This window comes from Novosphingobium sp. FKTRR1 (genome assembly GCF_020404405.1).
GTDB lineage: Bacteria > Pseudomonadota > Alphaproteobacteria > Sphingomonadales > Sphingomonadaceae > Novosphingobium.
Window position 1 is genome coordinate 36,287 of sequence record NZ_JAIZDA010000009.1, and the last position, 18,630, is coordinate 54,916.

The 18,630-nt window shown below is 66.4% G+C and carries 14 protein-coding genes; 5 read left to right on the forward strand and 9 right to left on the reverse strand.

Translation table 11 applies throughout. The features are described from left to right. Positions 1-16 precede the first annotated feature (16 nt). On the forward strand, positions 17-1,225 hold the full coding sequence (locus LDN95_RS10600; protein WP_226017739.1) for a DUF445 domain-containing protein: 1,209 nt from the start codon (positions 17-19) through the stop codon (positions 1,223-1,225). Between the two features lie 10 nt (positions 1,226-1,235). Further along, the gene (locus LDN95_RS10605) at positions 1,236-1,757 is read left to right on the forward strand and encodes a GNAT family N-acetyltransferase (protein WP_226017649.1); all 522 of its coding nucleotides are present in this window, start codon (positions 1,236-1,238) and stop codon (positions 1,755-1,757) included. A 19-nt stretch (positions 1,758-1,776) separates the two neighbouring features. Here the strand turns inward: LDN95_RS10605 and LDN95_RS10610 are convergent, their stop codons facing one another. Together LDN95_RS10610 and polA are read right to left on the reverse strand one after the other, a co-directional pair. Beyond that, complete coding sequence (locus tag LDN95_RS10610; RefSeq protein ID WP_226017650.1) at positions 1,777-3,285, reverse strand: YifB family Mg chelatase-like AAA ATPase; 1,509 nt, start codon at positions 3,283-3,285, stop codon at positions 1,777-1,779. A gap of 122 nt (positions 3,286-3,407) precedes the next feature. Then, on the reverse strand, positions 3,408-6,302 hold the full coding sequence (gene polA, locus LDN95_RS10615) for a DNA polymerase I (RefSeq protein WP_226017651.1): 2,895 nt from the start codon (positions 6,300-6,302) through the stop codon (positions 3,408-3,410). 314 nt (positions 6,303-6,616) lie between these two features. On the opposite strand from polA, the gene LDN95_RS10620 reads away from it, so the two are divergent. After that, positions 6,617-6,784: a hypothetical protein gene (locus tag LDN95_RS10620; RefSeq protein WP_226017652.1), complete on the forward strand. Its 168-nt coding sequence runs from the start codon at positions 6,617-6,619 to the stop codon at positions 6,782-6,784. A 313-nt stretch (positions 6,785-7,097) separates the two neighbouring features. Here LDN95_RS10620 and bla read toward each other — a convergent pair whose 3' ends face one another. Further along, on the reverse strand, positions 7,098-8,033 hold the full coding sequence (bla, locus tag LDN95_RS10625; protein WP_226017653.1) for a class A beta-lactamase: 936 nt from the start codon (positions 8,031-8,033) through the stop codon (positions 7,098-7,100). Between the two features lie 362 nt (positions 8,034-8,395). Between bla and LDN95_RS10630 the strand changes: the two genes are divergently transcribed. Further along, the gene (locus LDN95_RS10630; RefSeq protein ID WP_226017654.1) at positions 8,396-9,751 is read left to right on the forward strand and encodes a phosphotransferase family protein; all 1,356 of its coding nucleotides are present in this window, start codon (positions 8,396-8,398) and stop codon (positions 9,749-9,751) included. Further along, positions 9,751-11,028, forward strand: coding sequence for an acyl-CoA dehydrogenase family protein (locus LDN95_RS10635; protein WP_226017655.1), 1,278 nt, complete (start codon positions 9,751-9,753; stop codon positions 11,026-11,028). Before LDN95_RS10630 ends, LDN95_RS10635 begins: the two co-directional genes overlap by 1 nt. Before the next feature lie 54 nt (positions 11,029-11,082). Here LDN95_RS10635 and metK read toward each other — a convergent pair whose 3' ends face one another. The 6 genes from metK to hisS form a co-directional block, all read right to left on the reverse strand. Next, positions 11,083-12,294: a methionine adenosyltransferase gene (gene metK, locus LDN95_RS10640; RefSeq protein ID WP_226017656.1), complete on the reverse strand. Its 1,212-nt coding sequence runs from the start codon at positions 12,292-12,294 to the stop codon at positions 11,083-11,085. A 56-nt stretch (positions 12,295-12,350) separates the two neighbouring features. After that, the gene (gene lnt / locus LDN95_RS10645; protein WP_226017657.1) at positions 12,351-14,039 is read right to left on the reverse strand and encodes an apolipoprotein N-acyltransferase; all 1,689 of its coding nucleotides are present in this window, start codon (positions 14,037-14,039) and stop codon (positions 12,351-12,353) included. A gap of 59 nt (positions 14,040-14,098) precedes the next feature. Then, positions 14,099-15,148 (reverse strand): DUF4167 domain-containing protein, encoded by a 1,050-nt coding sequence (locus LDN95_RS10650; protein ID WP_370631680.1) that lies wholly within the window; start codon positions 15,146-15,148, stop codon positions 14,099-14,101. A 240-nt stretch (positions 15,149-15,388) separates the two neighbouring features. Then, positions 15,389-16,225: a peptide chain release factor N(5)-glutamine methyltransferase gene (gene prmC, locus LDN95_RS10655; RefSeq protein ID WP_226017659.1), complete on the reverse strand. Its 837-nt coding sequence runs from the start codon at positions 16,223-16,225 to the stop codon at positions 15,389-15,391. A gap of 5 nt (positions 16,226-16,230) precedes the next feature. After that, positions 16,231-17,295 carry a peptide chain release factor 1 gene (gene prfA, locus LDN95_RS10660; RefSeq protein WP_226017660.1) on the reverse strand — a complete coding sequence of 355 codons (1,065 nt, stop codon included), beginning with the start codon at positions 17,293-17,295 and terminating at the stop codon, positions 16,231-16,233. Then, on the reverse strand, positions 17,292-18,542 hold the full coding sequence (gene hisS / locus LDN95_RS10665) for a histidine--tRNA ligase (RefSeq protein ID WP_226017661.1): 1,251 nt from the start codon (positions 18,540-18,542) through the stop codon (positions 17,292-17,294). Before hisS ends, prfA begins: the two co-directional genes overlap by 4 nt. Positions 18,543-18,630: the final 88 nt, after the last annotated feature.

The window sequence follows — 18,630 nt, forward strand, 5'->3', positions numbered from 1 at the left end:
GGACGCGGCACGGCGGATGCGCTTGCTTGCGGGGTCGCTTTTGCTGGTCATGGCGGGGCTGTTCCTGCTTGCCCGGTGGCTGGACCATGGTGGTCCGGTGTGGGGCTATGTCCGCGCCTTTGCCGAAGCGGCGATGGTCGGCGGCCTTGCCGACTGGTTCGCGGTGACGGCGCTGTTCCGTCGCCCGCTCGGCCTGCCGATCCCGCACACCGCGATCATCCCTGTCAACAAGGACCGCATCGCCGACATGATGGCGGCGTTCCTGCAGCAGAACTTCCTGACGCCGCAAGTCGTTGCGCGCCGGTTGTCGGCGCTCGACGTCGCAGGCGCAGCCGGTGCATTCCTGACCGACCCGCGCGCGCGGCCCGGACGCCTGCGCGAAGGAGTCGGCAGCCTGCTGGCCGACGTGCTCGAATCGCTCGATCAGGAACGGCTTGGCGGGCTGGCCAAAGGGGCCTTGCGTGCCCAGATCGAACGGATCGACCTTGCCCCGCTGCTGGGGCGCATGCTTGGGGCAATGCTGGCCGACGGGCGCCACATGCCGGTGATCGAGGCGCTGATCCGCCGGATCGCTCTGCTGCTTGAAGCGAACGAGGAACTGGTGCGCGCGATGATTCACGATCGCGCCAACACGCTGCTGCGCTGGACCCGCATGGATGAACGGCTGGCCAGCGCGGTGCTTGACGCCCTGTACAAGCTGCTGGCCGAAGTGGTGGTGCTGCCCGACCATCCGTTGCGGCGCAAGATCGAGGAAGGGCTCGAGCAGCTCGCCCACGATCTGATCAACGATCCGGCGATGCACGCGCGGGTCGAACGGATGAAGACCGAAGCGCTCCGCAATCCGGCCTTCGCCGCCTGGCTGGACAGCCTGTGGGAGCGCGGCCGCTCGCGCCTGCTGCAACTGGTACGCCAGCCGCAGGGGGCCCTGGATGGCCAACTGGGTCAGCCTCTGGCCGAACTGGGCCGCGCGTTGCAGCATGATGCGCGGCTGCGGCTGCTGGTCAACCGCTTTGCCCGCCGCACGTTGGTGGGGATCGCGACGCGCTATGGCGGACAGATCGTGCGGCTGGTGTCCGAAACCGTGCGCCGCTGGGATGCGCGCACGGTAACCGACCGGATCGAGGGCGCCGTGGGGCGCGACTTGCAGTTCATCCGCATCAACGGCACGGTCGTTGGCGGACTGGTGGGCGTTGCCATCCATGCGGTCGATGTCTTGCTGAAATAGAAGGGGTGCCATGACCGAACCGCTGCTTTCGACTGAACGGCTCGACCTTTGGCTGCCCCGGTCGGGCGATCATGCCGGGCTGATCGCTTTGCTGGCCGATGATGCGGTGCGGTTGCATCTCGGCAACCGGCCGACCAGCGCGCAAGAAGAGTTCAACCGCCTGTGCCGCAATGCCGGAAGCTGGGCGCTCTATGGCTACGGAATCTTCACCGTCCGGCGGCGTGGCGATGATGACGTGATCGGCATTGCCGGGGTGTTCCATTCGTGGCGCGGCTTCGGCAAGGGGCTCGACGGCGTACCCGAAGCGGGATGGATCTTTGCGCGCCGGGCCTGGGGGCAGGGCCTCGCGACCGAGGCGATGCAGGCGGTGCTGGCCTGGTTCGCCAAAAGCTTTGGCCCGGCGCGGGTCGCCTGCATGATCAACGATACCAACCTGCCCAGCCGCGCGGTCGCTGCCCGGTTGGGCTTCGTGGAATACGACCACCACACCGACCAAGGCACCGAACTGGTGCTGCTGGAACAGTACGTCTGACGCGGGTTTCGTGGTGAGCTCAGGCTCTGGGCGCGACCCGGCGATAACTCAGCGCCTCGGCCACGTGGATGCGGCCGATCGTGTCGGCACCGGCCATGTCGGCGATGGTGCGCGCCACCCGCAGCATCCGGGTATAGCTGCGCGCCGACAGCCGCATGGCGTCCGCGGCTTGCAGCAACAACTTGCGCCCCGGCTCATCGGGCGTGGCAAAGCGGTCGAGCAGGTCGCCGTCGAGTTCGGCATTGCAGCGCCGACCGCTCCCCTCCAATCGCGCAGTCTGGCGGGTGCGGGCGGCGCGTACCCGCGCGGCCACCTGATCCGAGCCTTCGGTCGGCGGTGGCAGCGCCAGATCGCCGGCCGAAACAGGATCGACCTCGACATGCAGATCGATGCGGTCGAGCAGGGGTCCGCTGACCTTTGACTGGTAGTCGGCGGCACAGCGCGGGGCGCGCGAGCAGCCAAGTGCCGGGTCACCGAGATGGCCGCAGCGGCAAGGGTTCATGGCAGCGATCAACTGCACCCGCGCGGGGAACGTCACATGCGCATTGGCGCGCGCGACGGTAACCTCACCAGCTTCAAGCGGCTGGCGCAGCGAATCGAGCACCACCCGCTGGAATTCGGGCAGTTCGTCCAGAAACAGCACGCCCAGATGCGCCAGGCTCACCTCGCCGGGGCGGACTTTCAGACCCCCGCCGGTAAGCGCGGCCATCGATGCCGAATGATGCGGGGCGCGGAACGGTCTGGCGCGGCTGATCCTTCCTTCCTCCAGCGTCCCCGCGACCGAGGCGATCATCGACACCTCCAGCGCCTCGCCCGGCGTCAGTTCGGGCAGTATGCCGGGCAGGCAGGCGGCCATCAGCGACTTGCCCGCGCCCGGAGGGCCTATGAGCAGCAGATTGTGGCCACCGGCCGCCGCGATTTCGAGCGCGCGTTTGGCGGTTTCCTGCCCTTTGACCTGCTTCAGGTCAGCACCGCGCGGGGGCGGTACCGCTTCGCCCGGCTCGGGTTGCGGCAAGCGCTGCGTGCCCTTCAGGTGGTTTAGCAGCAGGAGCAGATCGGGCGCGGCGATCACGTCGATCCCGCTGGCCCAGCGCGCCTCCGACCCTTGAGCCGCAGGACAGATCAGCCCTTTGTCCAAACTGCTGGCGTGGAGTGCGGCGAGCAGCACGCCGGGACTGGTGATGACGCGGCCATCCAGCGCCAGCTCGCCCACCGCGATGTAGTCGGCGATCGTCTCGCGATCGACCACCCCCATCGCTGCCAGCAGTGCCAGCGCGATCGGCAGGTCGTAGTGCGAGCCTTCCTTGGGCAAGTCGGCCGGCGACAGGTTGACCGTGATGCGTTTGGGCGGCAGCGCCAGCCCCATGGCCGAAAGCGCCGCCTGCACCCGTTCGCGGCTTTCACCCACCGCCTTGTCAGGCAGGCCGACGACGCGGAAGGCGGGCAACCCGGGGGCGAGTTGGCACTGCACTTCGACCGCGCGCGCCTCCAACCCCAGATAGGCCACCGTCGAAACCAGCGCGACCATTGCTCCGCATCCCCCTGACGGCGCAGCCTTGTGCGCAGCTACGGGAACTTACGGAGCAACGACGGACTGTGAAGCGGCGCAGCGCCGGTGTCGCCAAATCGGTGGCAACTCTTGCTGCCGCCTTAGTGCGCCGCCCCCCATGAGGCACCGGTGCCGATCTCTACCCCCAGCGGGACGGTGAGGCGCACCGATGGTTCGGCGGCCGTGGCCATGACCTGTTCGATGATCGGGCGCGCGGCAGCCACGTCGGCTTCGGGCAGCTCGAACACCAGTTCGTCGTGCACCTGCAACAGCATCTTCACGTGCGGCAAGCCGGCTTCGGCAAGTGACGGTTCCATCCGCACCATCGCGCGCTTGATGATGTCGGCGCAAGTCCCCTGAATCGGCGCGTTGATCGCGGCGCGTTCGCTGCCCTGCCGCTCGGCCTGATTCTTGGAATTGATGCGCGGGAACCACGTCTTGCGGCCGAACAGCGTTTCCGAATAGCCCTTCTCGCGCACGCTCTCGAGCGTTTCGTGGATGTAGCGCTGGATACCGGGGAAGCGCTCGAAATAGCGGTCGATCATCGCTTGCGCCTCGTCCGCGCTGGTGCCCAGCCGCCCCGCCAGACCCCAGCGGCTGATGCCATAAAGGATGGCGAAGTTGATCGTCTTGGCCCGGCCGCGCGTGTCGCGGTTGACCTCGCCGAACATTTCGCGCGCGGTACGGGCGTGGATGTCCTCACCCGCTGCAAACGCCTCGCGCAGCGCGGGCACATCGGCGATGTGCGCTGCCAGCCGCAATTCGATCTGGCTGTAGTCGGCCGATAGCAGTACTTTGCCCGCATCGGCCACGAAAGCATCGCGGATCTGGCGGCCGATATCGGTGCGGATCGGAATGTTCTGCAGGTTGGGGTCGGTCGACGAAAGCCGCCCGGTTTGCGCGCCGACCAGACTGTAGCTGGTGTGAACGCGGCCGGTGGCGGGGTTGATCGCCGCTTGCAACGCGTCGGTGTAGGTCGATTTCAGCTTCGACAACTGGCGCCATTCGAGCACCAGCGTGGCGACTTCGGCGCCTTGCCCGGCCAGCGTTTCAAGCACCGACTGGTCGGTGGAATACTGCCCGGTCTTGCCCTTCTTGCCGCCCTTGTAGCCCAGCTTGTCGAACAGCACTTCGCCCAGTTGCTTGGGGCTGCCGATGGTGAAGGGGCCGCCTGCCTTGTCGTGGATGACCGCTTCAAGCGCGGCGATGCGCGTGGCGAATTCGCCCGACAACCCAGCCAGACGCTCGCGATCGACGCGGATGCCATGGCGCTCCATTTGTGCCACCACCGGCACCAGCGGGCGATCGACGCGCTGATACACGCGGGTGCCACCCTCGTCGGCAAGGCGGGGCTGGAACACACGGTGCAGTCGCCAGGTCACCTCGGCGTCCTCGGCGGCATAGCGAGTGGCGTCGGCCAGCGGCACTTCGGCGAACGAGATCGCCTTCTTGCCGGTGCCGCACAGTTCCTTGAACGGAATGGTGGTGTGGCCAAGGTGGCGTTCGGACAGCTCGTCCATGCCATGCCCGCCAATGCCGGCCTCGCCACGCCCGGCGTCAAGACAGAAGCTCATGACCATGGTGTCGTCGATCGGGCTGACGGTGATGCCGCCGACCGGGCCTGCGGGGCCCTCTCCGGCGCGCGCCAGCACGGTGAGGTCGTACTTGATGTTCTGCCCGACCTTGAGCACCGCATCGCTCTCCAGCAGCGGCTTGAGCGCGGCCAGCGCCTCGGCCAGCGGGATCTGGCGCGGCGCTTCGGCGAACATGTCGGCCCCGCGATGGCCCAGCGGGATATAGCAGGCCTCACCCGGCCCTACGCACAGGCTTACGCCGACCAGATCGGCCTTCATCGCATCAAGCTCGGAGGTTTCGGTATCGACCGCGACCACGCGCGCGGCAAAGGCGCGGGCGATCCAGCGGTTGAGGTCATCGATGGTCTGGACGCAGGCAAGTTGTGCGGGATCGATCGGCGGCCATTCGGGCAGGGCCTGACGCGTGGCGGGCGCCAGCGGCGACCGTGCCGGACCGGCATCGCCGGATGCCGACGCGACTGCGGGTGGCGGTGGCGGTGTGGCGGTTCCCAGCTTGCGCAGCAGGCTGGTGAAACCGTGCTCGGTCAGGAACGCCGCCAACGGTGCGGGCGGGATCGGACCGAGCAAGAAATCGTCGAGCGGCACCGGCAGGTCGCAATCTTCCTTGAGCGCCACCAGCCGCCGCGACAGCCGCGCCATGTCGGCCTGCTCTATCAGGCTCTCGCGCAGTTTGCCGGCCTTCATCGCGGGCGCGGCCGCCAGTGCGCCTTCAAGGTTGCCGTGGTCCTGGATCAGCTTGGTCGCGGTCTTGGGGCCGATGCCGCGGATGCCCGGCACGTTGTCGACCGAATCGCCCATCAGCGCCAGCACGTCGCCGACCAGTTCCGGTGGAACGCCGAACTTTTCGACGACCTCTGGAATGTCGATCCGCTGGTTCTTCATCGTGTCGAGCATGTCGACCCGTCCGCCCCCGGCCGAAGTCCCGATCAGTTGCATCAGATCCTTGTCCGACGACACGATCGTCACATCCCAGCCGCGTGCACTGGCGGCGCGGGCGTACGAGGCGATCAGGTCATCGGCTTCGAGATTGGCTTCTTCGATGCAGGCCAGACTGAACGCGCGCGTCGCATCGCGAATCAGTGGAAACTGCGGGACCAGATCTTCGGGCGGCGGTGGGCGATTGGCCTTGTACTTATCGTACATCGCGTTGCGAAAAGTGACCGAACCCTTGTCCAAAATCACCGCAAGGTGGGTCGGACCGTCGGCCTGGTGCAGGTCTTCGGCGAGTTTCCACAACATTGTGGTGTATCCGAACACCGCTCCGACCGGCACGCCGCGCGGATTGGTCAGCGGGGGCAGCCGGTGATAGGCGCGGAAGATGTAAGCCGAGCCATCGACCAGGTAGAGATGGCGATGCGCAGCGGCCTCAAGAGCCGGATCGGTAGCCGTTATGGTGTCCATCGGCGGGTGTTAGCGCGTCGGGCCCGCAAGCGAAAGCCGTTCTCCCCCGGCGCTTTGATGCCACCGATCCTTGGTGCGATGCGGCATGAATTGGCACCGTCCACCGCATGTGAGGGGCGCTTCGTCGTGCTGGTGCAAGGGCAAAAAAGCCTTCCCTGTCCGTCCCTTGGGAAAAGGGCGGCTGCTTGCCTACGTGTTGTGCTTGCAACGCGATGAATTGCCCATTAATTGGGTTGCGAAGTCTATCGCCAGAATAGGCTTTGCGGCGGGCTGCTTGCCCGGCGCGGTTCACTTCAATCCAGGGATTGTAACGCATGCGCAAGCTCATCCTCGCCGCTGTCGCCGGCACCGCCTTCGCTCTTGCAGGCTGCTCGGAAAAGGCCGCCGAGCCGACCGAAGCTACCGTTGAAGCCACCGACACCGGTTCGGCTGACGCTTCGGAACCCGCTGCCGACGCCAGCTCGGAAGCACCGAAGATGTAATCAGACCCTCACGGGTTTGAATACAGGCAAAAGGGGCATGGCCATCAGGCCGTGCCCCTTTTCGTGCGTTTGGCGCAGAGAATGGGGGCGGAAAGAGCACTCGGGAATCGGCGTGCGGATACGTCGGTTTTGCGGACTTGCCTGTGGCTGGATCGCGTTTCACCACGAAAGGCCTGATTGCCGAGGAATCTTGCAAGCGGTGGCGAAACGCGCGGTTCAAATGGCGCGGCTATGCGGCCAAACGCGCGCTGGGCACCTTGCTGTCCACAACCCCGCCAGCAGCCGCCAAGTCGCTTGGCACATGCGGTAGCCTCTATCGGCGAGCCACTGCTGCGCCAGCGCCAAGCGGCGCGTCGGCATAACCATCGAACAACGTCCGCGTGATGCGCGAGATCAGCCCGGCGTGATAGGTGTGACCTTCGTTGCCGGTGATGAACACGGCCATCGCCAGATGCCGCCCATCGGGCAGGCGGACGATCCCGACATCGTTGGTCACCCCGGTAAGGGTGCCGGTCTTGTGGGCGAAGATCGTGCCTTCGGGTAGTCCGGCCCGGATGCGGTTCTTGCCCGTGCTGGTCCGGGTCATCGTGTCGAGCAGCAAGGCGCGGCTTTGCGGGCTGAGCACACCACCCCGGTCGATCGCGTTCAGCAAGGCCAGCATGGCGCGCGGCGTGCTTGACGTGCGCGTGTCGATGGTCGTGGCAGGATTGACCAGATTTTCATCGCGGACCAGCGTTGCCATCGTCGAATCAAGGTGTTGGCCAACAATCCCTGCGCGGGCGAGCCAAGCGTTGATCGGGCCGATCCCGCCAAGCGCGGTGATCAGACCGTCGGTGGCGTGGTTGTCGCTGCGGGTGATCATCAGTTCCAGCAGTTGCTGCACCGGGAGCGTCGGGCCGGCGCGCAGGCGGGCGTTGGCCGTGCGCGCTGCGCTGGTTTCGGCGACCGGCACCATCATCGGCACCGTCTGGTCCAACCGCAGACGCCCCTTCTCGATGGTTTCGAGCAGGGTTGCCGCCACCGCCACTTTGGCGGTGCTGGCCATGGGAAAGGGCATGTCGCCGTTGATCAGGATCTGGCGGCCGGTGTCGAGGTCCATCGCGGCGACGCCGATTCGGCCGCGTCCTTCGGCCACGATCGCTTCGATCTGGCGCTGCAGGGCAAAGTCGCGCGCGTCCATCTGGACCAGCGGTTGGCGCGATTGCACGCCCGGCGTAGTCGCCAGCAGCAGCGGCGCAGCCAGCAGCATGGCGGCCAGTGTCGTCCGCCGAGAGCCAAGGAATCCCGAACGCTGACTGGTTGCGCGTTGGGAGCCAGAACGCCTGATGCGAAAACGCAATGCCATGCCGAAACGGTTACCTTGAAAAAGCGCCCTTTTATAGATCGCATCGTACCGTAGCGCGAATCGGTTGTAATTCCCTTGTTCCATCGACCGACCTTACGCGGGGCGCGCTCCGACCGATTTGGGCCAGCCAGCGCGACTTTGGCGAAAGAGTTCGGCGCGCTCGACGGCCGGTATTCGCTGTGCGGCGCCAATTGACCGCTGGACTTTAATCGATCGATTAACGATAGTCGTGGCTCGTCCGGCAGTAGACCGGACACGGAGGATGCATGGCGCAGGCGGAAGAGGCGAGCGCGGCAGCAGCGTTTGCCGCCGGATTGGCGGCGGTCATGGCGCGAGCTGGTCATCATGGCGCGATCACCGGCGCCCGGCGGCTGTCGGGTGGCGCGAACATGGAATCGTGGCTGTTCACCTGCGGCAAAGCTGACTTCGTGCTGCGGCGCGCGCCATCGGCGGAATGGCTGGCCGGCCGTGGGCTCGACATGGCGGGAGAGGCCGCGGTCATTCGCCATGCCCGTACAGGCTGCGTGATTGCGCCCGAAATCGTGGTCGAACTGGTGCCCGGGGACGACTTCGGCATCGGTTTCGTGATGGCTTGCGTACCCGGCACTGCCGATCCCGAAGTCGTGCTGGCCAACGGGCCGACGCTGGCTGAGGAAATTGCACGGGCCATGGCGCGCATCCATGCGCTGGATACCGGGCCGCTCGACTTTCTGCCGGTGCTGAATGCCGTCGAAGGGGTTGAGCGGCTGGCGCAGCAGTTTGCCGGTGCCGGGGGGGATCGCCCGGTCATCGCGCTGGGCCTTGCGTGGTTGCGCGCCAATCTGCCTGAATCCGGGCCGTTGCGGGTGGTCCACGGCGATCTGCGGATCGGCAACGTGATGGCCGATCATGGCCACTTGTCGGGCGTACTTGATTGGGAACTGGCGCATCTGGGCGATGGGCACGAGGATCTGGCCTATGGCTGCATGACGGTGTGGCGCTTCGGGCGGCTTGACAAGCAGGCGCTTGGCCTGACCGACGTGCCAACGTTCGCCGCCGCCTATGAGGCAGCGGGCGGTGAGCCGTTCGACCCGGTGCGCTTCCGTTTCTGGCTGGTCTATCGCACGGTGTGGTGGGCGTTGGGCTGCTTGTCGATGGGGCAGGCCTGGCGCAGCGGCGCAGACCGCTCGCTCGAACGCGTCGTCGTCGCCCGCCGCGCGGCCGAGCAGGAACTCGATCTGCTGTTGCTGCTGGAAGGCGATGCGCCCGCCGCCGAACGCGCAAGGCCATTGCCCGCAACGCAGCCTGCGCCGGTCGCCGGAGATGGAGAGCCGAGCGCGGGCGAAATTCTTACCGCCGTGTCCGAATGGCTGGCGGCCACGGTCAAGCCCCGGCTCGACGGGCGCGACCGTTGGGAACTGGCGGTTGCGCAGAACGCGCTGGGCATCGTGCGGCGCGAACTGGCCGGGCGCCCCCCGGTAGCGGATCGAGCTTTGGCCGATGCCATTCTGGCGGGGCAGGCGACGCTCGCCAGTCCGGGCCTGCTGGCCGACATGCGTGCCCGCGTACTCGCCACCCTTTCCGCCGACATGCCGAAATATCCCGCGCTGGCACCGGCCCGCGCGCTTTGGGAGCAACCGTGATGGACTTCGATCTTCCCGCCGATCTTGTCGCCTACCTCGCCGAACTCGATGCCTTCATCGACGCGGAGATCAAGCCGCTGGAGCAGGCGGACGACAACATCCGCTTCTTCGACCACCGCCGCGAATGGGCGCGAACCGACTTCGACAACGGCGGCCTGCCGCGTCATGAGTGGGAAGATCTGCTGCGTCAGGCCACCGTGCGCGCCGATCAGGCTGGGCACTGGCGCTTTTCCGCGCCAAAACAGTATGGCGGCAAGGATGGATCGAACCTGTGGATGGCGGTGATCCGCGAACACTTCGCCGCCAAGGGGTTGGGCCTGCACAATGATTTGCAGAACGAACACTCGATCGTCGGAAACTTCCCGTTTGTGGCGATGTTCGAACACTTCGGCACGGCAGAGCAGCAGCAGGAATTCATCCTCGGCGGTTTTGCCCGCGAACGCCGGGTCGCCTTCGGCCTGACCGAGCCCGATCACGGGTCGGACGCGACTCATATGGAAACCCGCGCAGTGCCCGAGGTGCGCGATGGCGTGGCGGGTTGGCGGATCGATGGCGCCAAGATGTGGACCACCGGCATGCACGTTGCCACGCATTGCGCCACGTTCGCCCGCACCGGCGGCGATGATGGCGATGCGCGCGGCATCACCTGTTTCCTCGTCCCCAACCCGGCCGAGGGCATGGTGATCGAGGAGTACCTGTGGACCTTCAACATGCCGACCGATCATCCGCGCGTATCGTTCACCAATGTCTGGGTGCCCGACAGCGCGATCCTCGGCCCGATCGGCGGGGGGCTCGCCATCGCGCAGAGCTTCGTCCACCAGAACCGCATCCGGCAAGCGGCATCGTCGCTGGGGGCGGCGAGCTTCTGCGTGGCCGAATCGGTGCGCTATGCGCGTGAACGCAAGCCGTTCGGGCAGGAATTGGCGCGCAATCAGGCCATTCAGTTCCCGCTGGTGGAACTGGCGACGCAGTGCGAGATGCTGCGCCTGCTGATCCGCAAGACCGCCTGGGAAATGGACCGGATGGAGCACAAGCAGATCGAGCGCGAGCTGTCGGACAAGGTCAGCATGTGCAACTACTGGGCGAACCGGCTGGTCTGCGAGGCCGCCGACCGGGCGATGCAGGTGCATGGCGGCATCGGCTATTCACGGCACAAGCCGTTCGAGCACATCTATCGCCATCACCGCCGCTATCGCATCACCGAAGGCGCCGAGGAAATCCAGATGCGCAAGGTCGCCGGCTTCCTGTTCGGCTACATGGGGCCGAACAAGCACTGAAATGACAAGGCGCGATGATCGGAGGAGCCGCGATGTGGCTCCTCCGGCTGTTCATCATCGCGCGGCGAGGGCGGCCTTCAGGTCATCGACGAGATCGAGCCGTTCCCACGGGAAGAAGTCGCCATTCGGCTTGCGCCCGAAGTGGCCATAGGCGGCGGTCGGCTGGTAGATCGGCTTGTTGAGCCCGAGATGCGTGCGGATTGCGCGCGGGGTCAGGCCGCCGAGGCGCGGGATATCCAGAATTGCCTGTTCGATCCGGTCGTCGCCCGCGGTTCCGGTCTCATGCGTATCGACATAAAGCGAGAGCGGTTCCGAGACGCCGATCGCATAGGCGATCTGGATCGTGCAGCGCGTGGCCAGCCCTGCAGCGACCACATTCTTGGCAAGGTAGCGGGTGATGTAGGCGGCCGAGCGATCGACCTTGGTCGGATCCTTGCCCGAAAACGCACCGCCGCCATGCGGGGCCGCGCCGCCATAAGTATCGACGATGATCTTGCGCCCGGTCAGGCCCGCATCGCCATCGGGGCCGCCGATCACGAAACTGCCGGTGGGATTGATGTAGTATTTCGTCTCGCGCAGCAGGACGGGCGGGATCACTTCGGCAACGATGCGCTTCACGTAATCGTGGAGCGCGGTCTCCTTCTCGCCTTCGTCATAGCCCGGCGCATGCTGGGTCGAGACGACCACGGCGGTCGCGGCGACGGGGAGCGATCCCTCATAGCGCAGCGTGACCTGGCTCTTGGCGTCGGGCTCAAGGAACGGGGCCGCGCCCGAGTGGCGGTCGGCGGCCATGCGTTCAAGGATCTTGTGGCTGTAATAAAGCGTCGCAGGCATCAGATCGGGGGTCTCGTCGGTCGCATAGCCGAACATGATGCCCTGATCGCCGGCGCCTTCATCCTTGTTGTCAGCGGCATCGACGCCCTGCGCGATGTGCGCCGATTGCCCATGCAGATTGTTTTCAAAGCGGAAGGTCTGCCAGTGGAAACCGTCCTGTTCGTATCCGATGCGGCGCACCGTTTCGCGCACCACGCGCTCGATCTCCTCGGGCACGCCGGGTGCCCATGCATCATTCTCGTAGATGCCCTGCCCGCGGATTTCACCGGCCAGCACCACCAGCTGCGTGGTGGTCAGAGTCTCACAGGCGACGCGCGCTTCGGGGTCTTTGGCCAGAAACAGATCGACGATGGCATCGCTGATCTGATCGGCGACTTTGTCAGGATGTCCCTCGGAAACACTCTCAGACGTGAACAGGTAATCGCTACGCATCGCTGGGGAACCTCGCGCCGAATGCTGATATAAAGCATTCTTTATGTCCGGCCCTCCTAGCCGAGGCGGCGGCGCGTGGCAACCAAGGCAATGGCAAGAAGTGCCACGGCCCAGCCAAGCGGAACTTGATTACCAAACCGGGCGAACAAGGTCGTGGCGTGTACGGGTGGCACCAGCGCATCGATGCGCTGCGCGCGATGCGGCGCCGCGAAAGCGCGCACCCCGCCACTAGCGTCGATCACCGCGCTGATGCCGGTGGTGGTTGACCGCAGAATGGGCACGCCCTCCTCGATCGCACGCAACCGCGCCTGCGCCAGATGCTGTGGGGGGCCCGAGGGGCCGAACCAGCCGTCGTTGGACGGATTGAACAGGAAGTCGGGTCGGTGCGCACGGTCAATCACGTGCCCTGAGAACACGATCTCATAGCAGATCTGCATGCCGATCCGGCCCCAGCCGCCATGCGCGGGATCGCCGAAGTCCAGCGTGCGCGGCCCCGGCCCGGACAGGAAATCGAGGTTGCCGGAAACCAGCCGCGAAAGGCCCAGCGGCTCCAGCCAGTCGCGCAGCGGCAGGTATTCGCCATATGGCACCAGATGCGCCTTGGCATAGCTGCCGCGGATGGCGCCGGTGTGGTCGAGCACCGTTACCACGTTCCACGCGCCAGCCACCGTGGCATTGTTCGGGTCGGCCTGCGGTCCGGTGTGGCGCAGTTCCAAGTCGGTGGTGCCGGTCAGCAGCAGACTGTTCTGGCCGACCGTCCAGCCCAGCCGGGTGCGGGCAAGCACCGGGTCTGCGCCAAGTGTGGTGCTTTCGTACCAATAGCGTGGATAGCCGCTGCGCAGGAAGTCGGGCACCGCGCCTTCGGGCCACAGAACCACGCGGCGCTGGCCCGGACGGCGCGGCAGCGAAAGCGCGGCCAAATTGCGGAATTGCGCCTCGAACCGCGCCGGATCGTTGATCTCGTCTTGCCGCAGGTCAGGCTGGACCAGCGTGAAGGGCAGCATTCCGGGTGAGGTGTCACCGTGCAAGGGCAGCAGCAGCAGGGCGACCGGGACGGCCGCGTGGACCAGCGCGGGCACGAGCGTGCGCGGCGAGCGCTCGGTCTTGCGCAAGTTGATCAGGCGACGCCAGCCGAACAGCCATTGCCCGGCCAGTAGTATGACAACGCCTGATAGCGCGTAAGTACCAGTGAAGGCGGCGACCTGGGCAAGGCCTGGCCGGTCGAACGGACCCAGCGCGACAACCCCCAGCGGGTTCCACGGAAAGCCGGTAAAGACCCAGCCACGCAGCCATTCGGCCACGATCCAGAACGCCGCAAAGGTCGGCAGCAGCGCCGCGCCGGTCCGCTTGGCCACGGCCCGCGCGGCAAATGTGGCCAACGCCGGGTAGATCGCGAGATAAAGTGCCAGCAGCACAACCGCCACATAGCCCAGCCATGCAGGCATCTGTGCCTGATAGGTGAAGGCCGTGGCGATCCAGGTATTGCCGATGGTGAAGTGGCCGACGCCGAACAGCCAGGCGATCAGTGTCGCGCGCCGTGTGGATGGCGCGCGCTCGATCCTGTCGATCAGCCAAGCGAACGCTGCCAGCGTCAGCGGCCATAGCATCAGCGGCTGGAAGCCGGTCGCGGCCACTCCGCCGATGCCCGCAACACCCAGTACCCTGCCAATGCCGACGGCATAGCCGCGCGCCATCTTGCGCACGACCCGCCACTTTTGCGCGCGGGTCAGTTTTGGCGCCGACACCTGTAGGTCAGAGCTTTCGTCTGTGGGCTTTGCCATCATGCGCTCCGCCCGAAACGGGCTCACTCACCGCTGGCAGGAGCCACTTCGGGCAATGGATTCTTGCGGGGACGACCGCGCTTGCGTGGTGCTGGTGCCAGTTCGCCTTCGACTGCAACGACCGGCTCCGGCGCGACATGGGCCACGACGGGCGCGGGCTCGTGCGCCGCTTCAGGCGCAGGTGCGGGCGCGGGTGTGGCGACGGGTTCGGGCCGCACCCCGATCGGCGGCGGCAGGCTTGACGGATCGAGACCCCCGGCAACCGGAGCCGGATCGTCTCGCCGCTGGCGCCGTTCGCCGCGCGGACGCAAGCCGCGTGTCGGGCGGGCGTCGCGGATGAACGGATTGTCGTTCGCGTCGATGATCGGTTCGCCCTCGGCAGCCCTTACGCCTTCGCCGGGCAGCACTTCTGCGGCAGGCTCGAACTGGGGCTGGCGCGGTTCGCGCGGTTCACGGTTTTCGCGCTGGCGCTCCTCGCGGGGCGCACGTTCGCGGTTGTCGCGCGGTTCGCGCGGCTGGCGATCATCCCGAGGTTGACGATCCTCTCTGGGCCGTTCGTCACGCGGTTCGCGTTGTTGCCGTTCCTCGCGGGGTTGCCGTTCCTCGCGGGGCTGGCGTTCCTCGCGGGGCCGCTCCTCACGCGCACGCTCTTCGCGTGGCTCACGGTCCTCGCGACGCACCACTTGCGGGCGGTCGAAGCTGGGGAAGTCGCTGTCGATGCCGAATTCGAAGCCGTCGTCTTCGCCTTCGCCTTCCTGCCAGCGATCACCGGCCACGCCGGGGGCGCCGCCGTTGGTGTGGCGCTGACGCTGCTCTTCCTGCCGGACGCGGGTGTCGGCAATCACGCGGAAATAGTGATCGGCGAACTGCAGATAGTACTCGGCTTGCACGCGGTCGCCGTTGAGATGGGCGTCCTGTGCCAGCTTGCGATACTTCTCAAGCAATTGCGGAGCATTGCCCCGGGCGCGACTGTCGATGCGGTTGACCTGCTGGCCACCGTTCTGCGGGCGGTTGGGACCACGGCCGCGACGGCGGTTGTTGTTACCACGATTGTTGTTGTTCAACTCAGGCACGTCCTTACTTGGGGCGGCTGGTCCGATCCTTTCGGTGCAACCCTGCTGCCGCGCGCAACCAATCGCCACCTGCCATGCCGAAAGCCCGGCGGTGGATCCCCGCATCTGCCTGCCACCAACCCGGATAAGCCGGATATCTGGTGCAAATGGTGGAGCGGGCCGGGACGGGAATAGTTCATCCGTCGCCCTGCCTGCAAAGCTAATTAGGGAACCGTCGGGGCATTGCCAAGCGAAATATTGCTACAACCACCGCAATTCTAGCGCGCGCGGTCGATTGCCGAGATCCCGGTGCAAGTGACTGACCAATCTTGCGGTTTGCGCCAGCGCACCGACCGCCTCTGCCTGGGTCCAGCCGATCTCCACCACTGCGACGCCTTGCCGGGTCAGCAGGCCGGGCAAGTGCGGGATCAGGCGGCGGTAATCGTCAAGCCCGTCTGGCCCGGCAAACAGCGCCCCATGCGGTTCGTGCGCCGCAACCGAGGGGGCCAACGCGCAGTCGCTTTCGATATAAGGAGGGTTGGCCAGAATCAGATCGAACCGGCCGAGCGCCGCGTCCCAGTCGGGCAGGGTCCAGTCGACCTGCCTGAGTTCCGCCCGTTCGCCAAGGCCCAGCTTGGCGGCATTGCCCCTTGCAACCGCCAGCGCCTCAGCCGACCGATCGATGCCAACCCCTTGCGCTGCAGGCCACAGCGTCAGCGCCGCCAGCAACAAGGCGCCCGACCCCGTGCCAAGGTCGAGCACGCGCGCGGGTCCGGCGCCGGGAAAGGCCGCGCGCGCCGCCTCGATCAGCGTCTCGCTGTCCCCGCGCGGGATCAGGACGGCGGGGCTGACCCGCAAGTCGAGTCCGTAGAACTCCTGAGAGCCGGTGATGTAGGCGACCGGTTCATGCGCCAGCCGCCGCTCGACCAGCGCGGCAAACGCTGTGGGTTCGGCATCGAACATGTGCCGCAGCAGCAAGTCCGAGCGGGTAATGCCCAACGCGTTCGCCATCAGCACTTCGGCGTCCAGCCGCGCGGTGTCGCTGGTGGCGGCAAGGCGCCCGGCGGCAAGGCGCAGCGCCTCGCGGACTTCGGCCATCGTCCTTACTGGTCCATCGCGGCCAGCCGCTTGGCCTGATCTTCGGCGGTCAGCGCGTCGATCAGTTCGCCAAGCCCCGGTCCTTCAAGGATTTCGGGCAGGCGGTGCAGCGTCAGGTTGATGCGGTGATCGGTGACGCGGCCTTGCGGGAAATTGTAGGTGCGGATGCGCTCGGACCGGTCGCCGCTGCCGACCATCGCGCGGCGCGCCTCGGCCTCGGCGCCTTGCGCCTGATCGCGGCGCAAGTCGTAGAGCCGCGTGCGCAGCACCTGCATCGCCTTGTCGCGGTTCTTGTGCTGGCTGCGCTGGTCCTGCTGAATCACGACGAGCCCGGTCGGCAAGTGGGTCAACCGCACCGCCGAATCGGTGGTGTTGACGTGCTGCCCGCCCGCGCCCGATGCGCGGTAGATGTCGATCTTCAGGTCGCCCGGATCGATCTGCACGTCGACCTCGTCTGGTTCTGGCAGCACGGCGACCGTGGCGGCGCTGGTGTGGATACGCCCGCCACTTTCGGTCACGGGTACGCGTTGCACGCGGTGGACCCCGCTTTCGAACTTCAGCCGGGCGAACACGCCCGTGCCCGCCACGTTGGCGACCACTTCCTTGAACCCACCCAGTTCGTTGGCGTTGGCGCTGACCATCTCGACCCGCCAGCCCTGCTCTGCGGCGAAGCGCTCGTACATGCGATAGAGGTCGGCGGCGAACAGCGCGGCCTCGTCCCCGCCCGTGCCTGCGCGGATTTCAAGCATCGCCGGGCGGCTGTCGGCCGAATCGCGGGGCAGCAGCGCGATGGCCAGTCGATGCTCGGCCTCGGGCAGCGCCACTTTCAGGTGCGCTATCTCTTCCTCGGCCAGTTCGCGCATTTCAGGATCGTCGAGCGCGGCAAGACTCGCCAGTTCGCTGCGCATGGCCTGCACATCACCGGCCGCGCGCGCCACCGGCTCCAGCTCGGCATAGTCGCGACTGGCCGCGATGAAGTCCGCCCCCTCCAGCGTACCCGAAGCCAGCCGCGCTTCCAGTTCGGCAAGGCGGCTGGTGATCTGCGAGAGACGGGTGTCGGATACGCTCACTGCATGTCCGCATAAAAGGCCGCAAAGACCTTGCCGGCCAGCTCCATCCCGGCAACTTCAGGCCGCAATGGCCGAAAATTCTGGGTCTTGTTGCCATCTCGCTGGTCAAGCGAAACGATCGACGCCGGATTGAGCTTCTTGGCTCTGTCGAACCGCTTTCGCAGACTGCCACTGGCAACCAGTTCCGCAATCGCTCCGGCTCGGCGCAACCGCGCGACAAGTGCTTGTGCTTCGATTTCCCTGTCTGCGCTCTCAGCCACCACGACGACATCCAAAACCGGTTCCGCCCGATCCCCCACCAGCATCGCCAGCCGTTCGATCCCGGCTGCCCAGCCGACTGCAGGCGTGTGCGGGCCGCCGAGTGCTTCGATCAGGCCGTCGTAGCGGCCGCCACCGAGCACGGTGCCTTGGGCGCCCAGCCGGTCGGTGACGAATTCGAACGCGGTGTGGCGGTAGTAGTCCAGCCCGCGCACCAGCGCCGGGCTGCGGGTCCACTCGACGCCTGCGGCATCGAGGCCCGCTGTAACCTTGGCAAAGAAGTCCTGCGCCTCTGCGGTCAGGAAGTCGTCGATGCGGGGCGCATCGGCGGTGAAGGGCTTGTCGCGCGGGTCTTTCGAATCGAGGATGCGCAAGGGATTGCGCTCCAGCCGGTCCTGCGAATCCTCGCTCAGCGATGCGGTATGGTCGCGGAAATAGCCGATCAGCGCATGGCGCCAGGCCTCGCGGCTGGCGGCATCGCCCAGCGTGTTGAGCTGCAAGGTAACGCCATCGGCAATGCCCAGTTCCTTGATGATCTGGTCTGCCATCACCAGCAGTTCGACGTCGGCCTGCGGTTCGGCCGCACCGATCACTTCAGCGTCGATCTGGTGGAACTGGCGATAGCGCCCCTTCTGCGGGCGTTCGTAGCGGAATACCGGGCCATGCGTGGCCAGCTTCACCGGCGCGTATTGCTGCCAGCCATCGGTCAGGTAGGCGCGGGCCAGCCCGGCCGTGAACTCGGGGCGCAGGGTCAGCGATTCACCGCCGCGATCGTCGAAGCTGTACATTTCCTTGGACACGACGTCGGTCGTCTCGCCCAGACTGCGGCTGAACACCGCGGTCTTTTCGAACACCGGCATCTCCACCCGGCGAAAGCGGTACAGCCGCCGCACGCGCTCGAAGGTTTCGACTACGAAGCCGAATGCCTCGGCGTCGGGGCCGAAGATGTCCTGGGTGCCGCGAATGGCCTGTGGTGTCTGGATGGTCATGATGTCCGCGCGCTTAGCCTGTCATGGCGATCAAGAAAAGGCGGGCAAGAAAAGGTGTGTGCAGATGGTTGCAGTGGCAAGCGGTTGC